The organism is Streptomyces winkii, assembly GCF_032248595.1.
In the GTDB taxonomy this organism is placed as follows: Bacteria; Actinomycetota; Actinomycetes; order Streptomycetales; family Streptomycetaceae; genus Streptomyces; species Streptomyces winkii.
The window spans coordinates 212,644-234,544 of the sequence record NZ_JASTTH010000001.1 but is presented as its reverse complement, the minus strand read 5'-3'; the positions used below and the strand labels follow the sequence as shown (position 1 = coordinate 234,544).

The following is a 21,901-nucleotide window of genomic DNA, read 5'->3' as shown; positions in this document are numbered from 1 at the left end:
AGCGGCTGGCCGGGGCCACTTGGCAACGCGGCACGGACGGGTACGAATGCGGCTCCCCGGCTCACACGGGAACACGAAAAGGCCCCTGCCTGCGCTCATGCAGGTCAGGGGCCTTTTCCTTGTCTGTGGCGGCGCTAGGATTCGAACCTAGGAAGGCTGAGCCGGCAGATTTACAGTCTCCACTGGCAACACCTGCTGACCTGCACATTCATCGGGAAAGCTGCGCACTGCCCCACGCTAGCCCCGCAGAGCACCTTGATTGCCGATGCTACCGACGGGCGAGTGTGTAGCTGGTGGATCACGGGTCACAGATGTCAGAACCACTCGTCGCCATTCGTCCGCAGCCGCGGCCGGACCCCCTCCGACCTTCGTAAACAAAGAGCTTCTCTTGATGCTCATGTACATGAAGCCGGATGGCGTGTTCTCGCGGGCTCCGAATCCACACTTATCGTGTCGGCCCTCCGCTCAGCCCCATACGCAGGCTAAGCCGCAGCACCCAACGGGGCTCCGATGGACGGGCAGGTGAGTCCCCCACGGTCCCGTTCGGTCAGGTAGTCCCTGGCGCCTTCGCAGAGGTGTCCTCGACGGAGTGGATGATGTCCAGGGTATGGATGCGTAATTCGGAAGCTGGCGATGCCGCAATACGTGCCCAAGTCTGTGATGCCGATGTCGAGCCCGGCAGGCCGCCTCAAGCTCGTCGAGGATCTCAGGGAGGAGCGACGGCTCGGCTTCCGACGAACCCAGCTTGATTCAGGTGTGCGAGCACGTTGCGGGCGCGCTTCAACTGCGCATCAGGCACCCGGGGGTTCGTCCCTCCGGCCAGGAGAAGGAGAGACTGCACGGTGCAGACGCGTGCCAAACCTGGCCGCCGGTTAGCCGTGAAGTCGTCAGGGAAGCAGACTTGTGGTGGATTCGTGTTCTCAGGGATCGACCACTGAGCGGCAACTACGCTTCGCTAGGGCACCGTTCACGTCATTGGGTCCGCGTCTCGTCCGGGCCTAGCGGCTCAAGCAACTAGCCGCTGGGGTGATCTGCTGGGTGCTCATCGGGGATCAAGGCCGGGGGACGATGTTGGGCGACTCAGCACGGCGGGCTACCCGTAAGACCGCCGCCATCCGTGCGCTGGATGCTAAGCGGGCCATAGGCGACGAGCCGCCGGACAGCGACCGTCGGTTCAAATGGGTGACGGCGGGCCTGGGCCTACTCATCCTCATCGCTGCCCCTATGAGCGTCGTGATGTCGGAGGGTGAAGAGGGGCCCGGGGATCCTCCTAGCCCTACTCCCAGTCCGCCACTGCAGGGTGATCCACCTTCAGACATGAACCTGCAGGAGATCTACGCCGAAAACATTGTCGACGGCCGAAAGAGTCTGATCCCGGGCAGGCTCCGCTACTCCGACCTGGACAACGAGGCTTCGGTAGGCGATGAGTTCACCCTGGACGTGCTCGCAAAGAATCGATGGGGCGCCAGCGCATCGCCGTCGCCCTCTGTCCAACCTCCGGCCTCAGAAGAGGACATCAAGGTCGGGGGGCTCATCGGGGTGAAGGTTCACTGCTCCGGTGCAAGGGCACGGTGCGTTCGGCTGTCGACGGAGCGCCAGAATGTCTTAGGCAGGGCAGGCGAGGAACCGGCAAGATGGCAGTGGTCCATCGCGCCGAAGGAAGCTGGTCCTTTGACCGTCACCCTCACGGCCTCTACCTACTACCGCAGTTCGAACATAGTGCTTTCTGAGACGGATCCTCTCAGTCAGACAGTTGAGGTAACAACGCCACCTGGTGAAAAGGTCGGGAGTGCCACAAACTGGGTCCTTGGGCTTCTCACGGCCCTTGGAGGTGTGGGCGGGCTTCTCTCCGCGGTTGAGTTCGGCCGACGCCGCCGGTCGCGACGCGAACAACGACCTGCCGCCCAGGATGCCGAGCCGCAGAGCTAATGGAGGTTCCTGGTTGGAAACGGCCGGCGGCGGAGCGGTCTCCTGGAGACGTCAAGGAGCCTGTGCCGCACGTGCCGGGACCAAACCGAGAAGGGAAGCAAGGCAGTGATCGATGTCAACGAGAGTGTGTCGAAGTGGGGTTGACCGTGAGCCTCCGTGGCCTGCTCGTGCAGGGAGGACGGCATCTCCGGTTCTCGATGTCGCTGCCACTACTCTCCTGGCTGCTGAGTCTTTCGGGCACCGTCACCAGTTCGCCGTACTGGAGCCACGTTGTCAGGTGAGTGCTGCACGGCACGACGAACAGTGATGTAGCCACATCGGGAAGAGCTGTCGCGCCGCCCGCCGGGATGACTGGCCGGTGTCCCGCACGCTACGACTGAGAGGGCGGCAGGCATGTTTTTTCCCGCCTTGAGTGGGATACAACCATTGCGCCACCTTGTGTGTCTTCAAGGCTATCGAGTGTCGGGCATGCCCCGCGCCCAGGTCGAGCACTTCCCCCGCGGGATCGGAGTGCGTGAGACAGGAGACACCGCATGCAACTGGTCTTCATAGACGACAGTGGTCAGCGCAACCCGCGTCGCAAGGGTCTTGGAGAGTTGGTCTCTATTGGGGCTGTCATGTTCCCGGAGGAGAAAGTAGCCGGATACACCGAGAAGATTGCGGAATTACGTGCCGCCGTGGGCATGCCTGAGGACCAAGAGTTCAAATGGAGCTGCCCGAAAGGTAGCTTTCTCGCCCGGTCGGGCGAAGCCACCCGCAAGCAGCTCCGGCGAAGAATGTTGGAGATCGCTGCTGAGTGCGAGGTGCGCACTGCTGTCGTGATATGGGATCGAAGCAAGCTGGCCTGGGACAGGTCTATTGTCGCCAACAAGGTACTCACATACCTCTACGAGCGCATTGAAAAGCATCTCAAGACGATGGGCCAGCGAGGTGTAGTGATAGCGGACATGCCCGGTGGGGGTCCTGCCGACCAGAGTAAGTGGTTGTCCGACTCTCTTGACCTGACAACCCTCGGCACTCGCTACACCGAGCCCGAGCAGGTCGCTATACCAATCGTGACTGCACCGTCCCACCATGTGCCACACATCCAGCTCGCTGACCTTGTAACTGCGGCTACCACTGCCGCCTTCGCCGGGTTCAATTCGGGACTCGAACTTGTGGACCTACTCAAGCCCCTTGCTCGTAAGAATGCCTACGGAAATATGAGTGGGGTCGGCGTTGCTCTGCAACCGGCTGAGCTGATGGATCTCTATTTCTGGGTTCTCGGAGAAGAGTCGTACTGGAAACGCGGCACTCAGTACAAACTTGGCCCCAGTGGAAGTCCTTTTGCTCAGCCTGGGCGCGATTTTCAGAAGGATGATGGGATGCCCGAATGAGCAGGCCCACCGACGGCCAGCCCTGGGCTTGGCTTGGCTTGGCAAAGGCGAAATCTCTCCACTGTTGAGCGGTGCCTTGAATGCGGCGCCAACCCTGTACTGGATCAGCTCTTCCGAGTCGGAGCGCACCTGACACTGTGGCTCAGCCTGCGCGTTGCTCTTGTAGCCAGCTTCGAAGGCTCTGGTCGAAGTCGCGGACCACGCCTGCGCCACGTCGCCGGTACGGCGCGAGCGATTCCCGCATTCCCTGGGCGCTCGTCAGGGTGCGTGTCGACTGGACTCCCGTCATCGTCCGCAAGGCCCGGTCAAAGGTGTTCACCGCCTGCTCCAGGTGCCCCTGAGCGACCTGCATCCGGCCCGCATCCGCGAGCGTCAGGCCGTTGATACGCCGGTAGACCTCGCCCGGCCGACCGGCGACCGCGCCCTTGTAAGAGCGCTCGGCTTCCCGATACCGGCCCGTCGCCGAAAGTATCTTCGCCGTATGCGAGTTGACCGTCGACATCGGCGACGCCCACAGCGCCGACCAGCCCGGCACTCCACCGGTCTCCCCCGCTGCCGAAGCCAACTCCCGCGCTCGGTACGACTCCTTCAGCGCACGATCGGTCTGCTTCTCCTCCGCCAGAGCCCGCGCCTGGCAGATCACGAACAGCGCCCGTGTACCGCCGTCCACACGCTGCTCCCCGCGGCTCATCATCTGTTCCGCTAACGCCAGTGCGTGGTCCGTGGTCTTGATGTTGATCGCATGGTGGACACGGCCTCGGAGGACGAACGCCTCGTGCACCGGGTTGGCCGCCTCCATCGTCAGCCGCTGCGCCTGGATGTAGCGGAACTGCGCATGGCCGTGCTCGCCGGCGTCGTACGCCTTCCATGCGGCCAGGCAGGCGAGACTGGCGGTCGCGCTGAGCATGTCCCGATGCACGCGTTCGCTGGCGAAGTTGCCCCGGCACATCTGTAGGGCGTCCTCCAGATACGCCGTCACCGCGCGCCGCGCGTGCTGGCCCCCGTACTTCTCGTCGATGTGCGTGTAGACCGCCGTCATCTCTTGCACGGCCGTCACATCACTGGCCCCGACGCGGCCCCCGGCGTGCGCCGAGCACGCGCGGCCCCAAGCATCGCTCGCCAGCGTGACCGGCGTCGCGGCTGCCGCTGTCGAATACGCGGCCGTCTTCAGGAACCTGCGTCGTTCCATCTCGGCTCTCCCCAGCTCGATCAGCACCTCGACAGGGTCCTCGCTCATGCTGGCGATGCCGTCGAGACCGTCATCCATGCTAGGCATGCCGATGTCTCGCAGCGTCAGGCTCCGGCCAAGCCTTCGGCTCAGCGCCTCCAACAGGTAACGCTGGGTGTCCGGTTGCGGCAGTCCTCCATTGATCCAGTACGTGACCGCGGCGTGGTTCGTCTGAATCACGTCTCCGTGCTGCGCAGCGATTCCCTTGACTCGTTCCGCGAGTGCTCGGCGACTCAGACCGGACGCGTCGACGAGTTCAGCAAGGGTCTCATTACGCACTGTTGACCCCATGGGCTAATACCACCGCCTGCGTCGTTTATCCACGTTATCCACTCTCAGAGCGCGAGGGGGATACCGCTGACAGTAGCGGAGCGATTGCCTTGAGCCACATCGAGACCTCGTCGAGGAGCCGTGATGGCCCCGCCCAACTCCAGTGCCACCAACAGAGGTTGGGGCGGGCTGGTGCTTGCCCCGACCTCGACGCATACGCGCGCTTGTTCCCGAGGCCTTCTCCATTGATCGCTCTGCTGAAGGGAGTCGCCCGATGGCTGCCCGTACAGCCACCCCGACGCCACTACTGAAATGGGGGCCGAAAGCTCTGCCCGTGCCCTTTGTTACGGCTTGGAGCAATGAGAACCCGGCACTCCGGTCGTTGACTACCCGCACCGATGGCGCCGGCCTCTGCTACAGGGACGAGACGCCCACCGACCGAGACCAGCACGGCGTGCTGTGGGCACGCGTACGACAAGCGTCCGGCGAAGGCCGCCCGCACTACCGGTTACTGCACCCGGTCCGTCAACGGCAGGCGATGCGGGCACTGTTGTGCCAAGTCTGCGGAGGTCCGGCGAGCCGAACGTCGCGTGGATGGCTGTTTCTCACACCGGGCTCGGACACCTCGGCGGCGACGGATGAAGTGGAAGACGTGGAGGGCGCCCTATCCACCAAGCCCCCGATCTGTGAAGGGTGCGCGCAGCTCGCCCTTCGACACTGCCCACACCTGACGAACCCGATCGCCGTACGATCCCGTCGGCCCCGCGTGTGGGGTGTCTTCGGCGACCAGTACGCGCCCGTCAGCTCGAGTCGGGGGTTCACCCACGTCCCCACGGACGGCTACCTGCCCTACGGCCAACTCCCGGCCGCCGCACGATGGTTTCTCGCTTCTCAACTCGTACTGGAACTCACGCGCTGCACGCTTGTCGAGCTCGACCGGCACCCAGCAGCATCTCGGCGACAAGCTCCGTGATCTCGCAGATACCCTGCTGCCATGGCCGACGAGGGACACGTCCAGATGCAAGCCGGGACATGGGACAGCGACCAGAGGCTCATCACTTTCGTGCGGGCTCGGCTTCGTGACCTGGAGCTAGAACATCCACAGGGCAGTTCGGGCCACCGGTACGTACGCACAGCCCAGCGCATGGTCGAAGAGTTCGTGGACCGCAGGCGCGCGGCGGGGCGTGAGGGCCTACACGGGCCCGAGGCCCTGGCTCACACGGACGTTTGGGGGCTTCGCGTCGCGGTCACGTACGCGGCTGAACTCTGGGCAGATCACGAGGACTTCCGGGACGAGTGGCGTCCCTGATCCCCTGACGCTGTTGACCCTTCGCCGTTGCGCTGCGCCGGCGGGAGTAGAAGGTCTCTGTCCGGGTGGCTCTCGCCTGTCACGTTGCCCTTGACGCCCAGGTCCTCCCGCGCGGCGTCGTGGAAGTTGTTGATCGCCTGGAAGGCGGCTCTGTTCCGTTCACGCCACTCAGGCAACGTTCCTGACTTCCTGCCGGTGGCCTGCCAATCAATCTCGGCCACCGCCTCGTTGAGCTGATGACCGGCTTCCACAACGCCATCGCCGCCGAGCAGCATGACCCGCTCGAAAGCGCGGCCGCAGAGTCGGCTAGCGTCGCGTATCTCGGCGGTCATCTCGGGCTCCGACTTCTGGCCTTCGCGTATGCCTTCCTTGTGCTCGTACAGCTGAACCGCGAGGAAGATGCTCGCTCGGACGCGGTCGACATACCCCTCGTACGCATCGAGCTTCTTGTCGTCCCACCGGGTCAGCAGCTCGTGACGGTTGCGGCTTCGCTCCAGCATGTAGTTGGTCACGTGGGTCATCAGGGCCCCGAGTAAGACGGCGCTGATCGTCACAAATTGTTCGCTGGTATCCAAGTCGCCCCCATGGCATAGAACTTGTCGTCCAGATGTCCTGATGACTCTATGGGAGGAGCGGTGCAATACAACGCTCGGAGATCCGCGTAGTGCGGCACCAAACGGCACACACGGACGTCGCGGTGCCGGCGATGGCGGCCAAGGTGTACGCGTCGGGCGAGCCAGGCTGAGGCGCATAGAACGGCGAGACCTGCGGCGAGCTGGTGCTTGGGGCCTCCAGTAAGGCGTTGTACGGCAGCAAGTTTCCAGCGTTGCCGATTTTTCATGCCGCCTTTTCCTTCTTTCCAATCGACATTTCTACAGAGAAAGACATTTTGGAAAGGCGCAGGCAGTCGAATCGGGTACTTATGGAAACTCCCCTGACCTGCGGAAAGACACCGTGAGTCACCGCTTGCGCTCCCGTGTCTCGTACGCCAAGGATGGATTCCGCAACGATACGAGCAGGGGGATGGAGGTGAAAAAGTATGACCGGAATCGATGCAGTCGTTTTCCTCGGAGGGCTATTTATCACCCTCGAAGTTCTCAAGCGCACCAGGGGGTGAAGACCCCCTCGGCCATACGAGTTCGTGAAGGCGCGGACCGGTGCCGTCGTGCAGAAGACGTATGCATGTGGGGCTGGTGTACGCAGCGCAGAGGGTGATGCCTCCGGCGAGGTAGAGCAGGCTTTCGACGGTCACGGCGCGCACCTCTCGGGGCGACCCGGGCACTGCTCCGGGTTGCCCCGACATGGCGGGGCTGCGGGTCGCGTGCCTCTCGGCGGTGCGGAGCAGGAGGACGGCTCGCAACTCCTAGGTGGAGCTGCCGTGGTCGCGGAGCTGCGTCCACTGGCCGGCGAGTGCATGCGCGGCGGAATGGAGCCGGGCGAGGGTGCCGTGCAGGGCGTGCTGTCCGCATGGGCTACGCCACTGCAACGCCTGGCACCGGTAGCGGTCCTGCTCGTCGAACAGAGCGTTGAGCGAGTCGTCTTTAGGCGGCGTCCTATGTGGTGAGGCGGATGCATCTCTTGTGGCCGCATAGGGCTGCGGCGCGCCCGAGGAATGCCAGGTAGTTGCGGAATGGCGTTCGTAGCGGTGGTTGAGTCTGCGGTAGCCGGTCAGCCAGGACATGGTGCGTTCGATCACCCATCGGCGCCGGCCCAATCGTTCGCTGGAATCAACGCCTTTGCGGTCCGGCGCGTTTGCCAGCCCCCGGAACCTGCCCACGAAGCTCTCGGCAACTGGCCGCACGGTGTCCAGCATCTGCCCGAACGACCGCTCCCCCTCCTGCTCCGGCTCACCTCCTGACGGAGTAGCGGCCCACATCCCCCAGCGACAGCGCTAGGATCCCGTGGTCGTGCCCGACGATCAGCCGCTGTGCCACCCATGTGACGGCAAGTGCGGGATGGTGTACGGGAATCTCCTCGACCAGCGCCCGGTCCGCCACGTCCCACAGGCGCACGGTCCGGTCACTGCTTGCGGTGGCGAGGAGGGGCCCGCCGTCACCGACCACGCTTACTGCGTTGACCGCGCCCGTGTGGCCCGAGAGATCTCCGACGAGTTCGCCCCGCTCAGCGTCCCACAAGCACACCCCTCCATACGCGTGCGCGGTGGCGAGCGTGGTTCGCCCGGCCACGGGCAGCGAGCACATTGCAAAAGTCTCGGTTGCAGCAACCAACTTGTGGCGTTGACCAGAGATCGCGTTCCACAGCCACACAGCGCCGTCCTGTCCGTCCGTGGCCGTTGCTATGTACGGTTGCCCAGCGAGTTCCACGGCACACATGGCGTAGATCCCGCTGTGGAAGCGGGAGAAGTGCGGGGTCTCGTTGGTGAGTGGATCCCAAAGCCATGCGGCACCGTCGGTGTGGCCCACGGCCAGGAGCGTTCGGTTGCTGACGTGCACGGAACACACGGTGTAGGCGGGCTTGACACCCAGACGCAGGGACCGTGGCAAGGCGTCCGGGGGGCCCCACAGCCACACCGCTCCGTCGTCACCGCACCCGGCGAGGTACTGCCGGTCGAGGTGGCGTAAGGAGCACAGAGCGCGCACCCAGTCGCGGTTGCCCTTCAACGCGCTGACGACGGTGCCAGAGTCGGGATCTCGCAGCTCGCTGGCGCCGTCGTCGCCGCCAGCGGCCACTAGCATTTCGTCGCTGATGTACGCAGGGGCGAGGGCGCGGATCGCGCTCACGCGGCTGGCGCTCGGCGCCGCCGGGTCCCACAGTCGCACGGTGTGGTCGGCGCCCCCACTGGCGAGCAGGTCTCGGCCGTTGACGCGCAGAAGGCAGAGGGAGTCCACCGAGTCGGAGTGGCCTTGGAGGGTTATGCGGGTCCGGCCGGTGTCCGGGTCCAGCAGTCGGACCAGATCGCCGCTCGTGCTGGCAAGCAGCGAGTGTCCCTCGACCGTGACAGCGCGCAGTGTGAAGGCCAGATCCTCACCGGGGATGGTGCCCACGCACCAGCCGCTCACCGGCTCCCACAGTCGAACGGTCTTGTCCGCGCCCAGACTTGCCAGCAATTGGCGCTGTTCCACCTCCACGGCGCACAGGGCGACGACGGAGCTCTCGTGTCCCTCGAGGACGCGGACGATCTCGCCGGTGTTGGGACGCCAGAGAACAATGGAGCTGTCTCCTTCGTCCCCACTCGACGCCAGGAGGGTTTCGTCGTCGACCGCCACCGCGCACACATTCTCGACCAAGTCGCTGTGCCCCGAAAGGACCGCGGTGCACTGTCTGACGGTGGGATCCCAGATACGGACCGTTCCATCCGCACTTGCGGTTGCGAGGCGGGGGCCGTCGGCCGCGTCGAACGCGCACATGTCGCGGATCGAGCTGAGGTGGCCGCTCAGGTGTCCCGCGGAGCACTGCCGGGACTCGTTCCACAGCCAGACGTCGTTGTCCGCGGCGAGCGCGAGGTAGGTTTGCCCGTCGACGATCAGGCCGCACATCGCCCTGATGCGGCCGAACGCGGGTGTGAGGCGTCTTACTGCCCGGGCGGTGACTGGGTCCCAAAGCCGAACGGTTCCGTCCCCAGAGGCGCTGGCGAGCAGAGTGCGGGACGCGGGGCCGAGGGCGCACACGGAGCGGATCTCAGCACTGTGGCCCTCAAGGACCGCCTCTTCGGCGCGCGGGGCGACTGCCGCCCACTCGGCTCGGTACGGCCCGTTCGCCGCCAGAGGCCCGTAGACCTGTCCGAACCCTTCCTGCGTCTCGGTCACGCTGAAGAGGGCCGCACGCTGAGCTGGGTCGCAATCGATAGCCTGCGGCGTCCGGCGCAGGAGCTGGGCGCGTTCCTTGGCCGCCCGGGAGCACGCTGAACCGCTCGCAGGGATGAGGCGCCGCAGGTCTGCGTGGAGCGCGTATTCCGCCTCCGCAAGGAGCTCATCGACGACACGGCCGTGGACTGCGTGCCGGGGCAGCGAGCGCAGCAGGTACGCGGGCGCGCGATCCCAACCGAGCCGTCGGCCGTAGGCGATGAAGGAGCGCGTGAGCTCTCGCTCGTCGGTCACGGTCGAGCTGAGCTGCACGCGGTATTGGCGCAGCGCGTCGTTGAGAGCTTGGTGGAAGAGCCGGAACACGCCCGTGTTCTGGTCGTTGACGCCCGTCTCGACGAGGAAGTTCGCGGCTGACGAGCTTGCCAGGGATTGGAGTTGGTCCTCGGTGAGGCGATGGCCCGTGAGTTGTTCCACCGCGGCGCTCCACAACGGCAGAGGGAGCCCCGGTGCCTCGGCGTAGGCCAGGACGCTCAGGGCATCTTCCGCCGGAGCGCCGTCGACGGCAGGCAGCCGTGCGAGGTAGTCATTCAGCGCCGCGGCAACTGTGGGCGTGAAGGTGATGTCGGCGGGCGTGACCGCGTGGGCGTCGTGCAGGCCGTGAGCGCGCGCGGTGAGCCCGGCCACGAGGAAGTTCGCGTCGGCGAGTTCGGCGATGCGGGCAGCGACCGGGCGTGCGGTGCGCTCGTCGCCATAGGGGTTGTCGGGCCGCTCGTCGCCCAGAAGTTGGAGTGTGACCATCGTGTACGCGACGAGGTCCGCCGCGGCGAAGAACTCGGGAGCGTCGAGGTCGATGACGCGGCCCGCCGTGCCGAACGGGTCCAACAAACTGCCGGCATCGTCCCTGCGGCGGCTGCCGATCAGCACCCTGACGTGGAGATCCGCGCAAGTCTCGGCCAGCGGGATGGCGATGTGCCGCGCGATCAGGCGGGCCTGCTGCGCACTGGTGGCCTCGTCAAGGGCGTCGATGACCACGATGAAGGGTTCTTGCGCGGAGGCGGGCCGCTCGGACAGCGCGGCCCGTAGCACGGAGGCCAGGTCGCTCGGGCGCTCGGGCGGCGCGGCCGAGGCCGCAGTGGCGATCTCCCCGGCCACCTCGAGAGCGGTCTTTCCCTTGGCGTGCACGGCGCAGGAGACCGAGCCAAGGGGGGCACGCAGGGCGTCGTCGTCCGCCGGGAGCGACGCGGCGATACCGGAATCCGCCGAGGTGACCACACGTCCGAGCACCGCGGATTTGCCCACGCCGGGCGACCCGGTCACTATCAGGACTTTCCGCGGCGCGGTAGCGCAGGTCATCCAGTCGATGATCTCGGTGAGCGCGGCGGTGCGGCCCCGGAACCGGAAGCCCTGTTCGGCGTCCGTGCTCACGCCGCGGGCGCGTGGCTTCCAGTGCCGGCCAGCCTCCGGGTCGTCGTCCAGCGTCCAGCCCCAGGCAGCGAGCGCTGTTTCGCCCGCCGCCTCGGCCGACCAGTCGGCGAGCAACGCGATCTTCTGGTTGGGCAGGCACTTGTCGGCCTGATGGAGCGTGAAGGCCCGGGCATCACCCGAGCCACTGGCTTGCCCGACCAGACCCACGATCGACCGGTACGTCGGTGACCACAATGCTGCGCCGCTGTAGCCGGGTTTGATGGGATAGCGCGAGGCCGTGTCGAGTCGCACCCACCCGTAGGCGAGCGACTCGCCGACCGTGCCGTCCGATGAATTGCCGAACAGGTCACCGTCGGGGAACCCGAAGGCCCACCACGCCTCGCCGACGAGGGCGGACGGCGTCGGCCGCCGCAGCCGCGCCGCTGGCTCACCGGAGACCGGCTCCGCGAGTATCAGGACCGCCACATCCTGCGCGCGGCGCTTTGCCGGAGCCTCCGGCGCGACCAAGTCCCGTACCCGAAAGCGCCGGTCCATGAACTGGTCCGACTTGGGGAATGCCACCCACAGCTCACGCGTCTTCTCCCAAGTGGGGCAGGCGACATGCGCGCACGTCAGCACCCGGTGGTCGTCGATGAGGAAGCCAGAACCCTGCGCCCTCTCGTCGTGCTCCGTGCCGTGCACTGCAGCCACCCAGGCATCGGTGCCCGGGCGGGGGCCCGATCCGGCAGCGGCGTTCATCGAGGCTCAGGCTCCATCCGCCGCCGCGGGACGCCACACCAGAGACACCTCGAAGTTCGCGTCCGTCGAAGCTTTGGCGACCAACCAGTTGGCCGTCCCACTGACTTTGACACCGAACTTCACCTGGACCTCCGCGGGGCGGAGCGCCGCGGCCTGGTCGAGTACCGTACGGGCGGCTTCCACAGCCGGCCGTACGGCTTCGCGGACCTGGCCCGCGATCTCCGCAGTGCCGACTTGGTGGAACTCGTCCGTCGGCTCGATCTCGAACCTGACGACCGTCTCGTCGTCCAGCTCGTACGACACCACCTGATCTGCCATCGCGGCCCCCATAGATTGAGATCACAGTTTAATCGCGCTGGCCGTAAGGCACGCGCGGCGGGGTGGGTCATGAGCTGGTCCTCAGCGGCAGTTGTGGATGGTGGAGGTCGAGACGCGGTACTCGGCCGCGAGTCTTTTCACGGACTCGTCGGCTTCGAAGCGGCGGCGTATCTCAGCACGCTGAGCGGCGGTCAGGTTCGGCGGATGCGGCATCACACGCTCCCGTCCGGACTCACGGGCACCGGCTCGGCGGCGTCCAGGTCGAAGGACCAACGGCGGCCCTCGGCGGTGCGGTGCTCGTCGTGCCGCCCCTCAACGACGCACGGCTCAAGCGGCCCGTCACCGACCGGCAGCATCCCGGCGGAGCAGCCGGACAGTGGCTCGATGTCGTCAAGCCACGGCACGGCCTGCGGGCCCGGGACATCAGGCCTCCAACGCGAGCTAACCTCCGACTCCAGCGCGGCGCGAAGCGTCGCCGCGCTCGTCTGCACGGGGTGCTAGCCGTAATGCAGATGGCACCCCTGGCACATGGCGTGCAGGGTCGCGTCGGCGCAGTTCATGTACAGAGGGCAGAGCAGTGTTCAGGTCGTAGGCCAACGCTGCGCTCCGATCACGCCGTTAGGCTTCGGCTACGGCGTCAGGCCGCGCTCCTCCGCGTTGGAGACGCGAGCGCCGAAGCACTGGTCAGGTTCCGCGGAGACTCTGGAAGAGGCGGGCGCTGGGCGATGACTAGGCCGGGTGGACAACTCCTGCGGCATCTTAGGCGGGGCTACGTCCGATACGCCCCAGGGAGCCTCGGCAAGAGCGCGCTCGCGCGCCGCTACTTGAACCCCCAGCTCCGTGATCATCCGCAGTGGCGTGTTGTGCGGACCCGGTTCGCAGGTCGCATTCTCGTCGATACGCAGGACCTCATTCAGCGCTACCTGTACATATTCGGCGTCTGGGAGCCGCACCTGACGCAGTGGCTGCGGCAGCAGTTGAAGCCTGGGGACGTGTTCGTCGACGTAGGCGCGAACGTCGGGTACTTCAGCGTGCTTGGCTCGTTCCTGGTCGGTCCGGACGGCAAGGTCGTAGCGGTGGAGGCGTCACCGGCGCTCCATCGCAGGCTCGTTCAGCACGCCTGCATGAACGGTTGCCGGAACCTGCGCACTGTCAATGCCGCGGTCTCCGACGAGGACGAGACTCTGAAGTTCGTTCAGGCAAGCTCCCGGAACACCGGCGCGACGAGCTCGGTACCTTACGAGGGGCCGGCGGAGTCCGAATTCGAGGTCGATGCACATCCGTTGACGCAGTTGCTCAGCGACGCGGAGGTCGAGCAAGCGCGCGTGATCAAGATCGACGTTGAAGGCGCGGAAGGCGCAGCTGTACGTGGCCTGGGGTCGGCACTGCACCGGCTGCGGACGGACGCCGAAGTCGTTGTCGAGGTGAGTCCAGAGCGCATGCGGACCCTGGGGGACTCCGTCGACGAGCTGCTCATGGCGTTCACCGACCACGGCTTTCACGCGTACCGCCTGGTCAACGACTACGACCCGGGGAGCTATCCCTCGGCCATCCGCCGTCCTCAGCCTCCTCGTCGCTGGCGAAAGCCCGTCACGCAGGAGATGGACCTCGTATTCTCCCGCATCGATGCCGAATGGCTGACCTGATACGCACGGGCCCCTCACGCGCTTCGCGTGAGGGGCCCGTCTTGGTCCGTCAGCTGGTCGGAGGCCAGAGTCCCCGCTTGCGCAGGTCGTCCTTCAACCAGTCAGGGGCGTAGGGCCGACCGGCGTACTGCTGAGCGCAGGGCGTCAGGCAGGCGTAAAGATCCCAACCTGGCCCAGACCCGCTCTCGATGAGCGCCACCGTGATCTTCTCCGACCTCCACTCATCGCAGACGCAGCACTTCTTGCCGACCATCACGACGCCCCACCACCGACTCGCCCGGTGGCGACGGCCCGAGAGCAGACCACCTCGACCCGGTCGCCCGGCGCCACGAGACGGGCGCCTTCGGCGACTCGTCCCCGGGCATCCACCGACGCGCGCTCGATTTCCAACACAGTCGCTGCCGGTGGGAGATTGAGACGCTCAGCTTCGTCCTGCGTGGGCGGCCGCGTCCTGATCCGTTCTGTGACGTGCGTCAGGCTGACGCTGGCAGCCTCCAGGCCCAAGGAGATCTCGGCGCCCCAAGGCAGCTTCGCCGGCGGGGGCTTCAGGAGTTCCGCCAGATCGATGGGGACGTAGATGCTCGCCAGGCTGCACGGGTGCTTGTCCCTCCGGCTGAAGTAGAGGTACTGCGCCAGTTCGGTGCCGGGCTCGACTTGCATCAGGGCCGCGAGCGGTTCCTCCGCGAAGACCGAGCCGGGCCTGACGTACGTCTCGATCTCGACGTGGTGCGCCTCCGGCTGAGGGCACCCATCGCTGCACGCGCTGACGTAGGAGATCCGCTGAGGCGGACGTCGGACGAAGCTGCCGCGTCCGTGGAATGTCTCGATGAGCCCCTCGGCCTGGAGAACGTCGAGAGCGTGCCGCACGGTCAGCCGGCTCACCCCGTACTCTTCGACGAGCGCTGGCTCTGTCGGCAGACGATCGCCGGCGCCGAGCTTCCCCTCGGTGATCTGCTCGCGGATCGAATCCGCGACTCGCTGATAGCGCGCCACTGTCACCACCGGCCCTTCGAGCGAAACGCCGCGAACCGCGTACGAATGTGCATCGTCAGGGTCTCCCCCGTTTCGAAGCGGAGGCGTTTCGCCTTGTGCGGAAGCGTCACGATGTTGGAGACGATGAGGGGCTGACCGCCGATCTGGATGACGTCTCCGCGGAGAACCGTGGCGGAACTGACCGAAACAGGCACGCTGTTCGGTTGCATCAGAGCTCCTTCAGGTCGGGGGTGACACCAAGCGCAGCTACAGATCTCGTAGATGACCGGCCAGGAGTCCTGTGCCGTTGACCTGAGTTCGCCTTCCGTGCATTGCCTGTGCGCGCCCATGCGACAGGCGACGGAGACGTACGGCGCCTGCCAGTCCGGCGCACGCTGTTGCTGTGCGTGGCTCATCAGCGCACCTCGATAAGGTGTGAGTGAGCTCCGGTTGCGCATCGCGACGGGCGGGTCGGTGGGTGTGTGATTCGCTGTTGTGTCCCGAGGATTAAGGGCCGGGACGGCTGAGTTCGAGGAATCGCGCCGGTGGCGGGTTGTTGTGCTGTCAGGAGTAGCTCATGGTGCGCGTGAAGCACGCGCCATGGCTGCTCGCCGACACAGTGACTACGGTTGATCACGTCGCTCAGCTCCCTTAAAGCTGACGGCCATGCCCCCGGGCAGTCGGCGCTGTCGCGGGGGTCCCCATTCGGACGGCGGCCCATACGGTCATGCCGCCTGCACTGACTTCCTGACCGAAGCGATCGGCTGATTCCAGCGCCCCTAACAGGGCCTTCCAGATCTCCGGGGAGACCTGGTCAGGTACTTCGGCTTCCACGAGGAAGTGGTTCTGCTGTTCCTTCACCTCTGGCGTGAGCCCTTCGGCGGTCAGGCGGTCCGCAAGCTCCTCTGCGCGGGACGCAGGTGTAGGCATGCGGAAGTCCTCCGTCGCACCGACTGATCACGTGAAGTAAAGGTGCTTAATCAGCTTAGCCCTCGTGGGCTAGATTTTCCATATGCCTGAGCAGCCGCCGTACCTCCGCATCGCCGACTTGCTCCGGGAGCGCATCGCCAATGGGGAGTGGGCAGTTGGAGAGAAGCTGCCGTCGCGCGCACGGCTCGGCGAGGAGTACGGCGTGGGTCACAACGTCGTCCGTCGCGCCAACGACCTGTTGATCAGCCAGGGCATCCTCGAAGGCCGCACCGGTTCGGGCACCTACGTCGCGGAGCCTCGCTCACGCCTGCGGATGGTTCGCTCGCTGAGCCGTGAGCGGCGGGGAGGCTCACCGTTCCACGCAGACATGGCGGCTCTGGGCAGGCAGGGCACGTGGGAGAGCCACACCGAGGCGAAGGTGCCGGTTCCGGGGGACATCGCAACCCGGCTTGGCATCGAGGAGGGCGACTTCGGCGTCCGTACGCGGTACGAGTTCATGGGCAACGGCAAACCCGTACAGCTCTCGACGAGTTGGGAGCCGTACGACCTCACCGGCGGGACGCTGATCGTGCTCCCCGAAGGCGGACCGCACGCCGGCCGCGGCGTCGTCGAGCGCATGGCGGAGATCGGTGTCACCGTCAGCCATGCAGTCGAGCAGCCAGAGCCACGGCGCGCGACAGCCGAGGAGGTTGCGCTCCTCGGCCTCACGCGTAGCGCACTGGTCACGCAGATTCATCGCACGTACTACAGCGACGACGGGCGCCCAGTGGAGACGGCGGACATCGTTGTGCCAGCTTCACTGTGCGAGATCGTGTACGAGGTGCCCATCAGCTCAGTCGACTAGGCGGCGACGGTACAGAAGCGCAGGAAAGGAACCACACATAGCTGAAGTTGAGAAACTGGAGCAGCGACTATCGCCGCAATCTTTCGTGTTTGAATAGTCGGCACAGAGCTACGTACTCTGCTTCTAGATCCTCGCTTCGCAGGTGCACTTCGCTGTTTTTCAGATTGAGTTCAATTAGAGCCTTCAACGCCGCGGCATTGGAACGGGGGTCACTCATCTTGCAGAAGACTATCGGCGTATTCTGGGATAGCGAAAGCGCCTTTCTAAGTTCATTTTCACTGCATTCAATCTCATTTCGAGGTTGATTTACTGCAACGACGTACGAGAGTTCCCCTTGTTCAAGAGATTCCAAGATCGGGAAGCCATCATCTACTCGCTGTGCATCGAGAATAACTACCGCGCCAATCGACCCGAGAAGCTCTGGCTCCAAGCTGCATGCACGTTCTGCATTCCCCAGCTCAAGCAGGCGTATCCCCGCCTTCGCATCAAGTTCCATGATGCCGACTTGAATAAACTCGGCGAGCTCGTGTGTTTGACTCTCGTGGGGGATGTACATCGGAACAGTAGGTGAGTCTGTTAGCGTTTCAATGAAAGATGTCTTTCCCACCCTCTTCGCTCCCGTGATGAGGATATTCCCATATGTGCGGGACTGGGGTTCATCTGCACGATAGGCATCGGAGGTCCGCTTGCCATCACTGTTGTCCTTTGCGCCAACTGATGGCGGCCCTCCTGCCATCCAAGCCATCAACGCGGCGGCACCCTTAACGGCTCTAGGTGACGGCGTGGACGAGCGGCGAAAGCCGGAACCCAGGAATCCTAGAATGTCATCTACGGCTACAAGCTCGTACATCTCCTCAGGCTGGGAAAATCCTTGGCGTTTTCTTTTCACTCCGCCTCCATGTCTTTGCTGAGCCCAGCCGGCCACTTCGAAGGGAAGACCATCTCAGATTCGACTTCCTCTATGATCGCGTTCCGGGCCCGCATCACCTGGACGCGCACAGTACTCTCAGAAATGGCCAAGTGCTCAGCGATTTCACTGTAATCCCACTCGTCTTGCCACCGCAGGAGTGCAACCCTGCGGCGGCCAGAGGGCATAGCATCGATAACCTTCCAGCATCGTTCAACTATGTCCATGACAGCGGCGTGAGGTGCATCTACGTTCGCCGCAACGTCTTCAAGGCTATCGAGAGACTTGTGTGCGGGCCTTGACTCCCTCCACAAGTCATACAGTTTATTCTTCAGAACCCGGTACAACCAAGCACGCTGAGCACTTTGGTTGCGGTTTTCAATTCTTCCCCACTGCAATGCCGCTGCTTGGAAGGTTTCTTGGACCATATCCTCAGCTAAGTGCTTCTTTTCATTTTCAAGCGTCCTACTGGCAAAGTCAACCAACTCATCGCACATCTCCAGGTACAGATGTGCGACCGCTGCCCATTGCTCCGGTGGAACGCACACTGCTATTTACTCCTGCTCCGGAAGCGTTTTGCAAGCTGTCATGCCGAAACCTACCTGGACAAATACTGCCGGTCCTCCCAACCCGCGCTTCTGTATGAGTCTGATCCCCCGCGGGGCCTGCGTTGCAAGGGTCAGTAGAGTCTTGCGCCGCGAGCGCTCGGACATGAGCATAAGAACTCCCGCGCCGGTCAATGCAGTGCGGAGGTGCACCCACACGATGGGCTGTCTCGTGACCTCCGCCGACACGCTCGCCCAAGCCTGCCCCAGAGTCGTGATGACCTTCATGCCCATACATCGTTCACGGCTTGGGTTTTGTTTACAGTTGGCGGAACTTTTTTCCAGGCAAGCAAGTCCAACCGAGTCCGCTCAACTCTCTCGTCCTGGCGTCTACGACGGCCATGCGCGCCTCACGCTCATCCTTGTGTGCATGCGCTGCCTGATTCGTCGCCTGCCCTGGCCACTTGCGGTACAGGAGTCCGACCTCGCGCGTGAAGTAGCCGCGGCTCACGGCGTTCAGGGCAAGCAGCAGCCCCGTGTCCTCCGACGCCGGCAGGGCCATCCAGCCGCCGAGGGCGAGCAGGAGGTCGCGGCGGATGCAGAGGGTCGCGGGGTGGACTTGGGCGCGGAAGTCGTGGGACTTCCAGTGCTCGTGGACAGAGCCACGCTCGATGGGGCCCTCGGCAGGGTCGGCGTCGAAGCCGACCGTGGAGCCGTCCGGAAGGGCGTCGAGCACGCGAGAGGTCGTCCAGGCGACGTCCGGCTCGCGATCGAAGACGGCGATGTCGCGGGCCAGTGCGCCCGGGGTGAGCATGTCGTCAGCGTCGAGAACCTTGACCAACTCGCCCTGTGCGCGGGCGAGTCCGATGGTTCGCGCGACTCCGGGGCCGCCTCGCCGGCCCTGAGCGAAGCTCACTCGCGGATCGTCGGGCACAAGAGGGGCCACCTCGTCGGTCTCGCCGTCCTCCTGGATCACCCACTGCCATTCCCACCCGTCCGGCAGCTCCTGCTCCTGGAGCGAGCGGTACGCGTCCGGCAGGTGGTGAGCGCCGGGAGCGTGGACTGCCGTGAGCACAACGATGCGCTGCCGCAAGGGGGTTACCACCGATCCAGTGGAGAGACGAAGGTCAATTCGGTGCGGTCGCCGGGGAGGATGACGTCCGACATCTCCACCAGGCGGTCTTCGGTGCTGTACGAGAACTTGCGGAGCACGAACACCGCTGTCCCGGGCGGCAGCTCCAGTTCTTCGGCCTCTTCGGCGGAGGGCGGGCGCGCGGTGATGCGTTCCTCTATGCGGTCGAGCTCGATGCCCACCGTGTAAAGCTGGTTCTGAGTGCCGCCGGGCCAGGGCTCGTTCGTCTCGTCGAGCAGGTCGGGGTTCTTCGCGATCATGTCGCGGAGGAGGTATGAGGTCACGAGCGTGAAGGGCGCCGGCTCGGCGCTGTAGCGCGTCCGGTAGGTGCGCCGGAGCATGTCCGTGCCCTCGGGTACGCCGAAGGCGTTCGCCAGGTCTTCGTCCGCCGGGATCTGCTCGTACTTCGCGTGGAAGACGAGGTCGTCGACGGTCAGTCCGGTGTCGTGCTCTGTCGAGCCCGTCTGCAACCGCTTCGTTTCCGGCTCGCGGGCGCGGTCCTTCTCCCACTGGTGCCGTTCGTTCGTACGCGACACCAGCTTCCGCGGCGTACGTACGAAGGTGCCGCGGCCGTGCTTCTTCTCGACGAGCCCTTCGGCTTCCAGCTGCGCGAGCGCCTGGCGCACCGTCGGCAGCCCCTTGTTGTAGCGCTCCACGAGCTTGGCCTCGGTGGGCAGCTTGTCGCCCGGCTTCAGCTCACCTGCGCGGATGGGGCGCCGGAAGTCATCCGCGATCCGCTCGTACGCCTTCGCCATGGCCACTCACCGTTCCGTTCTCTCGACGAGCCCAGCATACGAGTCATCAAGAGGACTTGACGAGTCGGGAGAGGAACGTCATAGTCGAGAGCAGTCATCAAGATGACTTGAGGACAGGACTTCTTGATGGCGACCTGACTGCCTTACGCCCGCCCTCCCGGTGGAGCTGGCGGTCAGTGAGCGCCCGGAGGGCCTGGTGACAGAGGACCGAAGGAAGCGCCCGCGGATTGAGAACTCAACAGAGTGCACCTGGACGAATGAGTGCTTTTGATCTCCGGCATCGCCTCTCCGAAGGCATGTCGGAGGTCATGACCACTCGTTCGCCGACGAGGTGAGTGGTCCCTGCGCAAGTCATCGCGCGAGCAGCCCAGTTGTGCTGCTCGCGCCCACGCCGGGGAGCGGCCAACGGATCAGGAAGCCCGCTGCCCCGAGTCCCATCCCACCGACGAGACGAGGAGAGAGCATGCGTGCCTACGCAGGCGATCAGGAGGCCTGGCAGGCCTCCGAGTTCGAGGAGCTGGCCCTGAGTTTCGAGGAACCCGCCGAGTGCTTCCGGGACTTGTTCCTCGGCTTCCCCGGTGAGTCGTACGAAGTGCGGGAAGCCCGACTGGCTGCCGCTCGTGATGTGCTCGCAGAGCTCGACGAGTTGGGCCAGCTCGACGAGATCGCCCGGGTGAACGCCGCCTACGCTGCGGCGCTCCGCGACGTCGCGCCGCTGTGGGAGCACCCCTCGAAGCGGACGCGTCTGCCGCGGACCAAGGGAGCCGCGTGACTGCTCCCGGCCCTCCGCCCTTCGGCAAGGCGGAGAAGGCGCTGCTCGTCGCGGTGGTGCCCGCCGGAGTCGCCGTCGGCGGCCTCGGGTTGGCGACGTCCTTCGGTTCGGTCGCCCGCGCCGCCGAACGCTGGCACTTCGCCTCCCCCTGGATGCTGCCAGTCGGGATCGACGCGGCGATTCCCGTGTTCACCGCGGCCAACTTGCTGCTCATCAGGCTGGACATGCGCCTGTCGTGGGTGCGTTGGGTGCCGTGGGCGCTGACGTTCGTCACGTGCTGGCTCAACGTCGCGGCCGGCGACAGCCTCTCCGCGAAGGTCGCCCACGGCACGATGCCGCTGTTGTGGGTCGGTCTCTCCGAGGTCGTCGCCCACGTCTACGCCGTACGTATCGGGGCTGCGACGGGGGCCCGTATGGAACGCATCCGCAAGTCCCGCTGGCTGCTGGCTCCTCGCTCGACGTTCGCCCTGTGGCGTCGCATGACGCTGTGGGAGATCACCAGCTACCGCGAGGCGCTGGAGCGGGAGAAGGAGCGGCAGCTTGCTCGGGCGGGCCTTCGTGAGCGATACGGGCACCGCTGGCGCCGAGAGGCACCGCTGCGGGAGCGCGTCCTGCTCAAGCTCGGGGATGTCGCGCCGGACGGGACTCTTGACGATCCGGACGAGGCGAACGGCGATGAGGCCGGTGAGCAGGAGTCCGGACGGGCTCCTAAGGCCGCCTGCCCGCCCCGTCAACGAGCTGCTCGGCGCAAAGCATCACGCGGCAAGACGCGGCGGCCTTCGTTCGAGGAGCACTTGGTCAACGCCCGTGAGACGACCGCGGATTGGCCCGACTCATCGCTTACGGCGGAGCGTATCCGTGACGCCGTCGGTTGCGGGCAGGCCCGATCCCGCGAGCTCCGCGAGGAGCTGAAAGCGGAGCGCCGTCGGCAGTCGACCGAGGAACAGCAGCTTCCCGAGCTCGAACCGACAGTGGCGAGCTGATCCGTACAGCCCCGTCGGCCGACCGAATCGGTCGACGGCTCTCCGACTCGACTCGCGG

18 protein-coding genes and 1 pseudogene are annotated in these 21,901 nt (G+C 65.3%); 6 read left to right on the top strand and 13 right to left on the bottom strand.

The genetic code is table 11. The features are described from left to right. Nucleotides 1-1,317 precede the first annotated feature (1,317 nt). Both QQM67_RS01060 and QQM67_RS01055 read left to right on the top strand, forming a co-directional pair. Nucleotides 1,318-1,929, top strand: coding sequence for a hypothetical protein (locus QQM67_RS01060; protein ID WP_314171504.1), 612 nt, complete (start codon nucleotides 1,318-1,320; stop codon nucleotides 1,927-1,929). A 533-nt stretch (nucleotides 1,930-2,462) separates the two neighbouring features. After that, nucleotides 2,463-3,305 carry a DUF3800 domain-containing protein gene (locus QQM67_RS01055; RefSeq protein WP_314171503.1) on the top strand — a complete coding sequence of 281 codons (843 nt, stop codon included), beginning with the start codon at nucleotides 2,463-2,465 and terminating at the stop codon, nucleotides 3,303-3,305. A 142-nt stretch (nucleotides 3,306-3,447) separates the two neighbouring features. On the opposite strand, the gene QQM67_RS01050 is transcribed toward QQM67_RS01055, so the two are convergent. The 7 genes and pseudogenes from QQM67_RS01050 to QQM67_RS01020 form a co-directional block, all read right to left on the bottom strand. Then, nucleotides 3,448-4,812, bottom strand: a complete 1,365-nt coding sequence (locus QQM67_RS01050) for a tetratricopeptide repeat protein (RefSeq protein ID WP_314171501.1) — start codon at nucleotides 4,810-4,812, stop codon at nucleotides 3,448-3,450. A 1,266-nt stretch (nucleotides 4,813-6,078) separates the two neighbouring features. Beyond that, nucleotides 6,079-6,687, bottom strand: a complete 609-nt coding sequence (locus tag QQM67_RS01045; RefSeq protein ID WP_314171500.1) for a hypothetical protein — start codon at nucleotides 6,685-6,687, stop codon at nucleotides 6,079-6,081. A 1,052-nt stretch (nucleotides 6,688-7,739) separates the two neighbouring features. Beyond that, nucleotides 7,740-7,853 (bottom strand): annotated as a pseudogene (locus tag QQM67_RS01040) (transposase); the annotation flags it as partial. A gap of 106 nt (nucleotides 7,854-7,959) precedes the next feature. After that, a complete protein-coding gene (locus QQM67_RS01035) occupies nucleotides 7,960-12,039 on the bottom strand; it encodes a trypsin-like peptidase domain-containing protein (protein WP_314171498.1) in 4,080 nt (1,359 codons plus the stop codon). A gap of 6 nt (nucleotides 12,040-12,045) precedes the next feature. After that, nucleotides 12,046-12,357, bottom strand: coding sequence for a CU044_2847 family protein (locus QQM67_RS01030; protein ID WP_314171496.1), 312 nt, complete (start codon nucleotides 12,355-12,357; stop codon nucleotides 12,046-12,048). An 81-nt stretch (nucleotides 12,358-12,438) separates the two neighbouring features. Further along, the gene (locus tag QQM67_RS01025; protein WP_314171495.1) at nucleotides 12,439-12,570 is read right to left on the bottom strand and encodes a helix-turn-helix domain-containing protein; all 132 of its coding nucleotides are present in this window, start codon (nucleotides 12,568-12,570) and stop codon (nucleotides 12,439-12,441) included. Next, the gene (locus QQM67_RS01020; RefSeq protein WP_314171493.1) at nucleotides 12,570-12,761 is read right to left on the bottom strand and encodes a hypothetical protein; all 192 of its coding nucleotides are present in this window, start codon (nucleotides 12,759-12,761) and stop codon (nucleotides 12,570-12,572) included. The genes QQM67_RS01025 and QQM67_RS01020 overlap by 1 nt, the downstream gene beginning before the upstream one ends. 321 nt (nucleotides 12,762-13,082) lie before the next feature. Here QQM67_RS01020 and QQM67_RS01015 point away from each other — a divergent pair, with 321 nt between their 5' ends. Then, complete coding sequence (locus tag QQM67_RS01015; RefSeq protein WP_314171491.1) at nucleotides 13,083-14,003, top strand: FkbM family methyltransferase; 921 nt, start codon at nucleotides 13,083-13,085, stop codon at nucleotides 14,001-14,003. A 252-nt stretch (nucleotides 14,004-14,255) separates the two neighbouring features. On the opposite strand, the gene QQM67_RS01010 is transcribed toward QQM67_RS01015, so the two are convergent. Both QQM67_RS01010 and QQM67_RS01005 read right to left on the bottom strand, forming a co-directional pair. Next, nucleotides 14,256-14,996 carry a GntR family transcriptional regulator gene (locus QQM67_RS01010; RefSeq protein WP_314171490.1) on the bottom strand — a complete coding sequence of 247 codons (741 nt, stop codon included), beginning with the start codon at nucleotides 14,994-14,996 and terminating at the stop codon, nucleotides 14,256-14,258. Between the two features lie 2 nt (nucleotides 14,997-14,998). Continuing rightward, nucleotides 14,999-15,205, bottom strand: coding sequence for a hypothetical protein (locus QQM67_RS01005; RefSeq protein WP_314171489.1), 207 nt, complete (start codon nucleotides 15,203-15,205; stop codon nucleotides 14,999-15,001). Nucleotides 15,206-15,987: 782 nt separating this feature from the next. Here QQM67_RS01005 and QQM67_RS01000 point away from each other — a divergent pair. Next, nucleotides 15,988-16,749 (top strand): GntR family transcriptional regulator, encoded by a 762-nt coding sequence (locus QQM67_RS01000; RefSeq protein ID WP_314171488.1) that lies wholly within the window; start codon nucleotides 15,988-15,990, stop codon nucleotides 16,747-16,749. A 67-nt stretch (nucleotides 16,750-16,816) separates the two neighbouring features. On the opposite strand, the gene QQM67_RS00995 is transcribed toward QQM67_RS01000, so the two are convergent. The 4 genes from QQM67_RS00995 to QQM67_RS00980 form a co-directional block, all read right to left on the bottom strand. Continuing rightward, nucleotides 16,817-17,638 carry a P-loop NTPase family protein gene (locus tag QQM67_RS00995; RefSeq protein ID WP_314171487.1) on the bottom strand — a complete coding sequence of 274 codons (822 nt, stop codon included), beginning with the start codon at nucleotides 17,636-17,638 and terminating at the stop codon, nucleotides 16,817-16,819. Then, a complete protein-coding gene (locus QQM67_RS00990) occupies nucleotides 17,635-18,204 on the bottom strand; it encodes an RNA polymerase sigma factor (protein WP_314171486.1) in 570 nt (189 codons plus the stop codon). Before QQM67_RS00990 ends, QQM67_RS00995 begins: the two co-directional genes overlap by 4 nt. A 316-nt stretch (nucleotides 18,205-18,520) precedes the next feature. After that, entirely contained in the window at nucleotides 18,521-19,306 is a 786-nt protein-coding gene (locus tag QQM67_RS00985) for a glycosyltransferase family 2 protein (protein WP_314171485.1), read from the bottom strand. Further along, nucleotides 19,300-20,088, bottom strand: a complete 789-nt coding sequence (locus tag QQM67_RS00980) for a GntR family transcriptional regulator (RefSeq protein WP_314172198.1) — start codon at nucleotides 20,086-20,088, stop codon at nucleotides 19,300-19,302. The genes QQM67_RS00985 and QQM67_RS00980 overlap by 7 nt, the downstream gene beginning before the upstream one ends. 463 nt (nucleotides 20,089-20,551) lie before the next feature. On the opposite strand from QQM67_RS00980, the gene QQM67_RS00975 reads away from it, so the two are divergent. Together QQM67_RS00975 and QQM67_RS00970 are read left to right on the top strand one after the other, a co-directional pair. Next, the gene (locus QQM67_RS00975; protein ID WP_314171484.1) at nucleotides 20,552-20,860 is read left to right on the top strand and encodes a hypothetical protein; all 309 of its coding nucleotides are present in this window, start codon (nucleotides 20,552-20,554) and stop codon (nucleotides 20,858-20,860) included. Then, on the top strand, nucleotides 20,857-21,843 hold the full coding sequence (locus tag QQM67_RS00970) for a DUF2637 domain-containing protein (protein WP_314171483.1): 987 nt from the start codon (nucleotides 20,857-20,859) through the stop codon (nucleotides 21,841-21,843). The genes QQM67_RS00975 and QQM67_RS00970 overlap by 4 nt, the downstream gene beginning before the upstream one ends. The last annotated feature ends 58 nt before the right edge of the window (nucleotides 21,844-21,901 follow it).

Bases quoted from the DNA above. Each gene is read 5' to 3' on its own strand.
- QQM67_RS01060 (WP_314171504.1), top strand. From the start codon at position 1,318: ATGAACCTGCAGGAGATCTACGCCGAAAACATTGTCGACGGCCGAAAG.
- QQM67_RS01055 (WP_314171503.1), top strand. From the start codon at position 2,463: ATGCAACTGGTCTTCATAGACGACAGTGGTCAGCGCAACCCGCGTCGC.
- QQM67_RS01035 (WP_314171498.1), bottom strand. From the start codon at position 12,039: ATGAACGCCGCTGCCGGATCGGGCCCCCGCCCGGGCACCGATGCCTGG.
- QQM67_RS01030 (WP_314171496.1), bottom strand. From the start codon at position 12,357: ATGGCAGATCAGGTGGTGTCGTACGAGCTGGACGACGAGACGGTCGTC.
- QQM67_RS01025 (WP_314171495.1), bottom strand. From the start codon at position 12,570: ATGCCGCATCCGCCGAACCTGACCGCCGCTCAGCGTGCTGAGATACGC.
- QQM67_RS01015 (WP_314171491.1), top strand. From the start codon at position 13,083: ATGACTAGGCCGGGTGGACAACTCCTGCGGCATCTTAGGCGGGGCTAC.
- QQM67_RS01005 (WP_314171489.1), bottom strand. From the start codon at position 15,205: ATGCAACCGAACAGCGTGCCTGTTTCGGTCAGTTCCGCCACGGTTCTC.
- QQM67_RS01000 (WP_314171488.1), top strand. From the start codon at position 15,988: ATGCCTGAGCAGCCGCCGTACCTCCGCATCGCCGACTTGCTCCGGGAG.
- QQM67_RS00980 (WP_314172198.1), bottom strand. From the start codon at position 20,088: ATGGCGAAGGCGTACGAGCGGATCGCGGATGACTTCCGGCGCCCCATC.
- QQM67_RS00975 (WP_314171484.1), top strand. From the start codon at position 20,552: ATGCGTGCCTACGCAGGCGATCAGGAGGCCTGGCAGGCCTCCGAGTTC.